General features: G+C 67.0%; 4 protein-coding genes. 2 read left to right on the forward strand and 2 right to left on the reverse strand.

Annotated elements, in window-relative coordinates; translation table 11 throughout:
• The first annotated feature begins 140 nt into the window (after nucleotides 1–140).
• On the forward strand, nucleotides 141–1274 hold the full coding sequence (locus H3C53_02525; GenBank protein ID MBW7915552.1) for a glycosyltransferase: 1134 nt from the start codon (nucleotides 141–143) through the stop codon (nucleotides 1272–1274).
• Here the strand turns inward: H3C53_02525 and H3C53_02530 are convergent.
• Nucleotides 1268–3145, reverse strand: a complete 1878-nt coding sequence (locus H3C53_02530) for a right-handed parallel beta-helix repeat-containing protein (protein ID MBW7915553.1) — start codon at nucleotides 3143–3145, stop codon at nucleotides 1268–1270. The genes H3C53_02525 and H3C53_02530 overlap by 7 nt on opposite strands.
• A 256-nt stretch (nucleotides 3146–3401) precedes the next feature.
• Complete coding sequence (locus tag H3C53_02535) at nucleotides 3402–5492, reverse strand: Ig-like domain-containing protein (protein MBW7915554.1); 2091 nt, start codon at nucleotides 5490–5492, stop codon at nucleotides 3402–3404.
• Nucleotides 5493–5670: 178 nt separating this feature from the next.
• Here H3C53_02535 and H3C53_02540 point away from each other — a divergent pair.
• Nucleotides 5671–5920, forward strand: a 250-nt coding sequence (locus H3C53_02540) for a hypothetical protein (GenBank protein MBW7915555.1), incomplete at its 3' end; no start/stop codon positions are given.

Here is a 5920-nt window from a genome sequence, read left to right on the forward strand (position 1 = left end):
GCCCGGCGGGGCCGCGGGGCGCGGGCCCTTCCCCCACACTCCCGGCGCCGGGCGGGCCCGCCCGCCCTGGGGGGGGCGGCGCCCCCGCGACGGTATCCTGAGCGCGTGGTCCTGACAAGACAGGTCGACGGCGGCGCGGCATGAAGGCACGAGGCGATGGGCAAGAGCGACCCGACCTCGCCTTCTTGCTACCGTCCTTGATGGGGGGAGGCGCGGAGAGGGTCGTAATGGACCTGGCGCGCGAAGCCGCCAGGCGCGGTCACACGGTCGACATGATCGTCTTGAACCGCGAGGGGGCGGTCCTCGACGAGGTCGGCGGCGGCGTGCGGTTGGTGGAACTGAAGAGGAAGAGGGCAGCCGTCGCGCTCCCGGCGCTCGTCGCGTACCTGCGGCGCTACCGGCCACGGGTCCTCCTAACGACGCTAGAGCACACGAACGTGCTCGCGGTCGTGGCGGGTCGGTTGGTCCGATCCGTTCGCGTCGTGGTGCGCGAGGCGAACACCGTCAGCGAGGACACTAAGGGGCCGAAGGGGCGGGCGGTGCGCGAGCTCATGCGCCTTACGTACCGGTGGGCCCACGCAGTGATAGCCGTCTCTCGGGGCGTCGCAGCGAGCCTCGAGGGCGAGTTGGGACTCTCCCCGGGAAGCGTGACCGTCATAGCCAACCCGGTCGTCACCCCGCGCGTCATGGACGGCGCTCGCGAGCCACTAGATCACCCGTGGTTCGCCCTGGGCCAACCGCCGGTGGTCCTGGGCGTGGGAAGGCTGTCTGAGCAGAAGGGGTTCGACACGTTGCTCCGTGCTTTCGCATCGGTGCACGCAGCCACCCCGTGCCGGCTGGTGATCCTGGGCGAGGGCCCGGAGCGCGACGCCTTGGGCGAACTGGCACGAACTCTCGGGGTGGAAGGCGACTTCGCCCTGCCCGGGTTCGTGGCCAACCCGTTCTCCTACATGGCGCGGTGCGGCGTATTCGTGTTGTCATCGCGTTGGGAGGGGTTGCCTAACGTTCTCATCCAGGCGATGGCAGTGGGAGCCAAGGTGGTGGCCACCGACTGTCGGAGCGGACCCGCCGAGGTGACTGAGGGGGGCGCCTTGGCGCCGCTGGTACCGGTCGATGACGAGGTCGCCCTGGCCGACGCCATCACGACAACCCTCCGGGGCGCCGTTCAGGCGCTTCCGGAGGATTGGGCGGACCGTTACGAGGTGACTGCCATCACGACGCGGTACCTGGAGGTGTTGCTGGGAGATGCCCGGGCGCCGGGCGGCACTCAGTAGGCGAGGATCTCCCTCAGTGGGATGCCCAGGAACGATTCCAGCGTGTGGCCGTGGGGGATGGCGCCCAGGTCGGGAACGGCGCCCTCGTAGGGCAGGCCGATATCGGAACCCTTGCCGATGGCGCTACTGTTGCCCGACAGGGCTAGGAAGTCGGGTGAGTTCGGGTCGGTGCTGATGAAGCTCGGGTCGGTGACCCCAACGTTCCAGGAGTTCGTCTGCTGTTGGTTCCCGCCGTCGTCCTCCCAAACGCGTTTGGCGTCGCCGAAACCAAGGTTGTTCCGCAGGCGGCCGTTGGCGACGATGTAGCCGTACATGCCGTTGTCGTACGACGTGTTGTGCTCGAGCGTGACGTTGCTGCCCGAGTTGTAGTTGAAGCCCTCGACCTTGTTGCCGAACGAGATGCTGTAGCGGATGACGGTGTTGACGGTCTGGCTGCGGCCACCAAGCTTGAAGCCGTTGCCGTCGCCCCCCTGGAGTCCGTTCTCGAAGCTGACGCAACGTTCTATAACGCTGTTGACGGAGAGCCAGGAGTCGACGCCGTCGTCGGAGTTGCGGTAGGCCACACAGTGGTCGATGCGGTGGTCGCGACCCGAGGAGAGCCCGATTCCGTCGGCGTTGCCGACGCTGCCATCCGAGTTGTCGTGGGTGATGAAGTACGAGAAGTGGTTGCGGTCGCCCGAGACGTTCTGGATGCCGCTGAGGCCGTTACCGTGGGTGCGCACGTGTGAGATCTCGTTGTCACTAGAGTTCATCAACTGGATGCCCTGGGCAGGGTTGTTACGGACGACGAAGTTCCGGAAGACGTTGAAGTTCGCGCCCTCGAACCGGACGTTCTGGTAGCCCTGCTGACCCGTCCCGTCGAGGATGGCGCACTCACCGGGGTACGACTCGAAGACGATCGGGTTCGACGAAGTACCGGATCGCTGGAAGGAGACGTTGGAGGAGTAGGTCCCGCTGCGCACCCAGACGACGTCGCCTGCGCTCACGGCGTTAGCGGCACGCTGCAGCGTGCGGAACGGCCTCTCGGCCGAGCGGCCGTCGTTGTCGTCGCGGCCGGTGGTCGAGACGAAGTACGTCGGTGTGTACTGCGGCTTGAGGGGTGCGTCGGGACACACCCAGGTTCCCACGTAGTTGGGTGTGCTGGGGCGCGACGGTGGGTCTTTCGGCCCCGGGTCGGCGGGTACCTCTTGCTTGCCTTGCCGGTACTCGAGGTTGGAGAACGAGGCGGTGGCGGTCTGGCCGGCAGCATGCGCAGTGACCGCCAGCCCGATGTACATGCGCTGACCCATCGGTAGCGTGTAACGGCCGAGCTCGCGCCACGTGGCGCCGTCAGTGGACAGCTCGCCAACGATCTGATCGCCGCTCCGGGTGAGCCGCATCCAACCGCCGATCGGCATGCTTGGGTCGCTACCCGCGCTGTTGGTGGTCGATGCGCCCCTGTCCAGCCTTGCCTGCAAGACGGAGCCGTTCTGGCCACTGATGTGGATGAGTACGTTGCGTGCGTCGGGCTCGAGGCTCTCCCTGATCATCACCCCGGCCTTGCTCCAAGCGTGGGCGACCGAGAAGTCGTGCAGCCTCACGCTTAGGGAGCCGTCGCCGTAGAGCGACGTGTAGACGAAGTAGAACTCATCACGCTCGTCCCATATGTCCGTGCCGGAACCACTGATCTTGATGATGGTCGGGGAATCGGCGGCAGGGGTTAGTGCCGCAAGTTGCGGCTGCCCCGGGTCTTCGTAGCCTATGGCCATCTCGGCCCATTGAACCTTGTCTGGCGTGCCGGGCAGTTCGGCAGCTTCCTGGCTGCAGGCGGCGAAAAGCGTGACGCTCGTGAACGCCAGCGCTGCGGCGAGGATGCGGGAGGCGCGCGTCACGCTTCCCCTCTAGTCGTCGCGAGTCGCAGTGCTCGGCGGTAGGCGGCGCCGCAACCCGCCGCGAATCCGAAGGAGTTCATCCTTCCTCCATCCGTGCTTGCGCACCGGTGCGTGGCAAGTCCGGGATGAAGTTACCTTCATCTTATGTGAGTCGGGTTAGGAGCGCAGCCGAGACGGTTATCGCACAGTCCCGCCCGGCGCTGGGCCGGGCGGGACTGAGTGGCGTACACTTTGCGTTACCGCAGTGATCCTCTGTTCAGCGGAACTTGTGACCTTCGGGCATTACACCTGCCGGGAGCGCGTCGAGGTTGGCGGTGCCGGGCGCCAGGCCGAGAGGCCTGATGCCATCGTCGCTGGACAAGAGGTTCTCCGGGATGTTACCCGTGAGGGTCCCACCCGTGCGGTCGAGGTTCCCCATCTCCCCCGTGTAGTAGTGGTGCATGATGCCGCCACCGTAGCCCGTCGTGCCCGCCACCCCGGCGACGTTGTTGATCACGCTCACGTCGGTCAGTGTGGAGATGGCGTTGTTGCCGTGGTAGAGGCCGCCGCCCTGATCCGCTGTGGTGTTGCCGCTCACCTCGCCGCCCGTGAAGGTGAGCGTCGCGTAGTTCGCCACGCCGCCGCCCTCGCTGTAGTCGCTAGGAGCCGATTCCATGTACCCGGTGACGTGGTCGGCGGTGTTGCCCGTCACGTCGGTGGCCTGGAGCGTGAGCGTGCCGATGTTGTAGATGCCGCCGGCGCCCTGCCGCGCGAAGTTGTCGTCGATCACGGTGTTGGTGACCGTCGCCGTGCCGTAGTTCGCTAGCCCGCCGCCCCAGCCGTTGATGCCTGGGAACTGCGCGGGATCACCTCCGGAGCCCCGGATGTCCCACGGGAAGTCGATCTCTGCGTCAAGGGTCTCGGCTCTGTTGCCTGTGATGCTGCTGTTCTCGACCGTCAGGGTGGCGCCCTCGAGGTTGCGGATCCCGCCGCCCGTCCCGAAGGCGCGGTTGCCGGTGATCGTGCTGTTGCGGACCGTGAGGGTACCGGCGTTGTGGATGCCGGCGCCGGTGTAGATGAAGGAGCCGCCCGTGATGACCAGGTTCTCGAGGGTGACGGTCACGCCGGCCGGGACGTAGAACACGCGGGAGCCGTACGTGAACGGGTCACCCGGGTAGTCGGTCTGCCATGCGGAGCGACCCTTGAGGGTGACCGGGTCACCGCTGCGGCCGCTGATGGTCACGTCCCGTCGAGCGATGAGGTGCGAGTCCAGCGCCGAACCACCGATGTCGATGATGTCGACCCCGAACGCGTCGATCTCGTCGACGTCGGCCGCGAAGCCGATCACCGAACCGGACGCCGCGGCCTCCATCACGGCCCTGAGCGAACCGGGCACGACAGGTTCAGCTACCCAGCCCCTCAGGTTGTAGGGGTCGGAGTCAAGGCCGTTTAGGACGACGTTCGGCAGCGGCGCCCGGTCGGCCGTGTCGTCTGGTCCCACGCCCTTGGCGACGAGGCGGAAAGCCTGGTGCGTGCTCGCCTGCAGCGGCACCGTGGCGCCGGAGGAGGTCCCCGCGTAGGTGTCAATCAGGACAGCGTCGGTCGGGTCCGCCGTGCTCACGGCGTACAACTCGACGGTGTCTGCGCCGGCGACGGTCCACGTGAGTTGGGCCATGCTGCCGGTCGTGACGCTACCGTCGAAGGCGGTGATGGTCGGGTTGGCCGGCTGGCTCGTGACGGTGACAGTTGCCGTTGCAGTAACGGGATCGCCAAGCGGATGCGTGACCCTGAGCGTGTATTCGGTGGTTGCCGTGGGAGTGACGACCCTGTTGCCGGTGGCCGCTAGGCCTTCGGCCTCGACGGTGGTGCCTGCGAGGACTGCGATGTCGTCGTAGTCGCCGGTGACCACCCACGCCAGCGTGGTCGACCCGCCAGACACGATGCTGGCTGGTGCGGCCGTGAAGGTCGTGATCGCCGGCTCGTCCACCACGGTGACCTCGATGCTCGAGGTCCGCTTCGGCGAGCCGACGCTGGTCGCGGTGATGACGGCCGTTCCCGTCGCCTGGCCGGTGACGAGGCCGGTGGCGGATACGCTGGCCACACCCTCCAGCGAACTGGCCCACGTGACGGCTTGAGAGGCGCCGCCCAACACGGTGACCTTGGCGCTCAGCTGCACGGTCTGGCCGACAGAGATGGTCTGATCCGCTTGGTCGATCTCCACCTTGACGACGCTCGGGGTCACGGTCTCCCCGCCGCAGGCCGCTAGCCAGATGGTGGCAGCGATGAGCAGGATGGACGTGAGGTAGCGGCCGAGTTCGCGGCCCCTCCCTGGGTTGGTGCCTGTGGTCGGTCGTTCGAGACTACGCATGCCTACCTATCCTCTCGGGTGATGTGCACAGGATACCCGGGGGGCCGCTCTGCTGCATCCGTGCCGGTCACGACGTCGACATGGCGGCCGCACCAGCTTTGCCCATAGCGGCCCCGGGGTGGGGAAGTGTGGCGCCTCCGTGCGACAGCGTGCGGACGCCTACTCTACACTGCGGTTCGTGACTGACCGGAATAGCGGTGCCGGTCGGCAAGTAAGGGAGCTGGGCCTGAGGATGTGCGGGATAGCTGGATGTTACAAGGCGGCGGACCGAGTGAGCGAGCAGCTGCTCCTCGAGATGGCCGGTGAGTTGGCCCACAGGGGTCCGAACGGTGTCGGCCTCTACCTGGACGGTCGGTTCGGCATGGTGAACACACGCCTGGCCATCATCGACCTTGCCGGGGGCGACCAACCCATCTCCGACGAGGGCG

Source organism: Trueperaceae bacterium, from assembly GCA_019454765.1.
Lineage (GTDB): Bacteria > Deinococcota > Deinococci > Deinococcales > Trueperaceae > JAAYYF01.

Excerpts from the sequence above, each read along its gene's own strand:
- H3C53_02535 (MBW7915554.1), bottom strand. The coding sequence starts at position 5,492 with ATGCGTAGTCTCGAACGACCGACCACAGGCACCAACCCAGGGAGGGGC.
- H3C53_02525 (MBW7915552.1), top strand. The coding sequence starts at position 141 with ATGAAGGCACGAGGCGATGGGCAAGAGCGACCCGACCTCGCCTTCTTG.